The 2883-nt window shown below is 62.4% G+C and carries 4 protein-coding genes; 2 read left to right on the plus strand and 2 right to left on the minus strand.

Annotated elements, in window-relative coordinates:
• Positions 1–860: LysR substrate-binding domain-containing protein (locus tag RUW20_RS04065; RefSeq protein ID WP_313950917.1), on the minus strand; the 860-nt coding region annotated here is incomplete at its 3' end.
• Positions 861–1013: 153 nt separating this feature from the next.
• Here RUW20_RS04065 and RUW20_RS04070 point away from each other — a divergent pair.
• On the plus strand, positions 1014–1778 hold the full coding sequence (locus RUW20_RS04070) for a 3-oxoacyl-ACP reductase family protein (RefSeq protein ID WP_313950918.1): 765 nt from the start codon (positions 1014–1016) through the stop codon (positions 1776–1778).
• Between the two features lie 21 nt (positions 1779–1799).
• On the opposite strand, the gene RUW20_RS04075 is transcribed toward RUW20_RS04070, so the two are convergent.
• Complete coding sequence (locus tag RUW20_RS04075; protein WP_313950919.1) at positions 1800–2204, minus strand: hypothetical protein; 405 nt, start codon at positions 2202–2204, stop codon at positions 1800–1802.
• A gap of 416 nt (positions 2205–2620) precedes the next feature.
• Here RUW20_RS04075 and RUW20_RS04080 point away from each other — a divergent pair.
• On the plus strand, positions 2621–2883 hold a 263-nt coding region (locus tag RUW20_RS04080; RefSeq protein WP_313950920.1), incomplete at its 3' end, for a porin.

The following is a 2883-nucleotide window of genomic DNA, read 5'->3' on the forward strand; positions in this document are numbered from 1 at the left end:
TTTGCCGGCAACAGCTTTTGCGCCGAGAAGTAGAGAGAGAGGGCGCCGGCATCGGCATACCAGTCGGGCAGGACACGGACGAGTCGCTTGCTGGCGAGATAGGGGTGGGCGTTGGGCATGCTGGTGACGGCAATGCCCAGGCCCTGCTCGGCCGCCTCGAGCGAAGCGGCTGGGTCGCTCATGGTCATGCGGATTCGCATATCTATCGGCACCTGTTCCTTGCCGCTAGCGTCCTTGCCGTTTATCAGCCCCCACGGACGGACACGCCCGGTTTGCGGCGAGCGAATGAAAATGCCGTCGTGCTGCCTGAGCTGATGCGGATGCTTAATCGCCGGGCGCTCAGCGAGGTAGGCCTGGGAGGCAAGCAGCACGATGTGCGCCGGCGCCAGTTCGCGGGCGACCAGGCCTGGCGGGAGTTCGAAGCTGCCGCCGATGGCCGCATCAAAGCCTTCGGCGATCAGGTCGACCTGGCGATTTTCAAAGTGCCAGTCAGGCACGATGGCCGGATGCTGGGCGAGAAAGTCGCTTAGCAGGGGCACCATGTAGTCGCGCCCGAACGCGTTGCCCATACTGACCTTGAGCGTGCCGGCAGCCTGTCCTTCAGCGTCGGCCAGGTTGGCGACCGCGCTTTGTATGGTCGCCAGGCTACTGCTGACCTCGGCCAGGAAGCGCGTGCCGGCTTCGGTCAGGTGCAGGCTGCGCGTGCTGCGCTGGAACAGACGGATACCCAAGCTGGCCTCCAGTCGGGCCACATTCTTGCCCACGGCGGCTGAGGTCAAACCCAGGCGCCGCGCTGCTTCGGAGAAGCTGCCGGCTTCAGCGCTGCGGACGAAGCATTCGATACTGCCTAATGTTTCCACGCACTTTCCAGGCCACATCCAGCCTGCCTATTTAAAACCATTAGTTTAAAAAGAATAAAGGTATTTGCGGCTTATCACAATGCAATGATCGGCGGATAGTTCGCTCCATGGCGCAGCGATATTGCCAAGCCAAATCACCCAAGGAGAAACCTCATGTCGAAGCAAGCTCAAGTCAATCATTTGGCCGGCAAGGTCGCCTTCGTTCAGGGCGGTTCGCGCGGCATTGGCGCTGCCATTGCCAAGCGGCTGGCTCGTGACGGCGCCGCCGTGGCGCTGACCTACGCCAGCTCGGCCGACAAGGCGCAGGAAGTGGTCCAGGAGATCGAAGCCGCCGGCGGTCGCGCCATGGCGATCAAGGCTGACAGCGCCGATGCCATGCAGATCAGGGCCGCCGTTCAGGGTGCCGCCGACACCTACGGCAAGATCGATATCCTGGTGAACAACGCCGGCGTGCTGGCCCTGGGCAATGTCGCCGAAGCGGAGATCTCGCTCGAAGACATTGATCGCACCCTGGCCATCAATGTGCGCAGCGTGATCGTCGCCTCGCAGGCGGTGGTCAAGCACATGGGCGAGGGCGGCCGCATCATCAGCATCGGCAGCACCAACTCCGAGCGCATGCCTTTCCCGGGCGGCTCGGTGTACGCCATGAGCAAGTCCGCCATCGTCGGTCTGACCAAGGGCCTGGCGCGCGATCTCGGTCCGCTCGGCATTACGGTCAATAACATTCAACCCGGCCCGATCGACACCGAGATGAACCCGGACAGTGGGGATTTTGCGCAGACTTTGAAGGGCCTGATGGCGCTGCCGCGCTACGGCTCGGTGGAGGAAGTGGCGAGCTTCGCTGCCTATTTGGCCGGTCCGGAGGCTGCCTACATCACCGGCGCCAGCCTGTTGATCGATGGCGGATTTTCCGCCTAATCCGCTCCGATCAGGCGACAACTACCTGGCCATGTAGCGCACGCCGCTACTGGCCCTGGAAATTGCGTCGTTAGGCGGGGTATGAGCCGTACGAAGCCTGCTTTCCGTTCCGCCGGAAACTGTGTTGAGCGCCAGACGGCCGGATACATCCCAGCCGTCGCCGGAACCGGCTTGAGGGGCGGAGGCGATGGCTGCCGGCTTGCCGACGTCCAATGAGCCCGATGTCGGGCAGCGCGTCTGAAGCGAGCCGCGAGGCAGGTCCTTGCTCTCCCTTTCCGCGCAGATTGCTGGCTGTTTCACGGGCTGACAGCGGCGGTCCGAGAACTCGACCCGGCCATTGATCTCGCATTTGAAGGTCGCGCCGGCGATGGCCGGTTGGGCGATCTGCACACCGAGAAGCACCACGAACATGATCCGCAACTTCATCGAAAAACCCCATTTTTCCAAGTTGGCCACGGATCGGATCCTTGCACGCCTCGACCATCGACTTGGTGTCAAAAGTCACAGCTATGCTGTTGATGGCGCCTGGCGGGGTGGATCGTCAATCGACCATTGCACGGCGTCGGCCAGGTTCCGGCCATTCGTCACCACGCCGTCGAGGCCTTCGACGGCGTGCTGCCCGAGTTCATGCGAGAGTACAGCCGACCTCAGCTAACGGTGCGTCGTCTTCGGCGAGAAGCAGGCGCAGGGTGCTGAAAGGCGATCGAGAGGGGTGTGCGATTCTCTTGCTGTAAGCGAAGCCCATGGAGACAATCACGTGCACCGGACTTTCGCTTCATGGTGGAGCAGTTCGCTGGCAGCGCCTTCACTTCTGCAGTTTTAGAAGCCACCGGAGACATTGCGTGCAAAAGACAATCGCGCTGGCCGTCGCCAGCCTCGCTTCTGGCCTTGCCCTTGCCCAGTCCAACGTCACCCTCTACGGTATTGCCGACATGGGCTACCTCTACGGCTCGGGCGACGCTGGCGCAGGCAACAGCGGCAGCAACACCTTCAGCGGCGTCACGTCCGGCATGCAGAGTGGTTCTCGCCTCGGCTTCAAGGGTTCGGAAGATCTGGGCAATGGCTTGAAGGCCAGCTTCACCCTCGAATACGCGCTGGACCTCGA

The organism is Accumulibacter sp. (genome assembly GCF_032229525.1).
Lineage (GTDB): Bacteria > Pseudomonadota > Gammaproteobacteria > Burkholderiales > Rhodocyclaceae > Accumulibacter.

Bases quoted from the DNA above. Each gene is read 5' to 3' on its own strand.
- RUW20_RS04070 (WP_313950918.1), top strand. From the start codon at position 1,014: ATGTCGAAGCAAGCTCAAGTCAATCATTTGGCCGGCAAGGTCGCCTTC.
- RUW20_RS04075 (WP_313950919.1), bottom strand. From the start codon at position 2,204: ATGAAGTTGCGGATCATGTTCGTGGTGCTTCTCGGTGTGCAGATCGCC.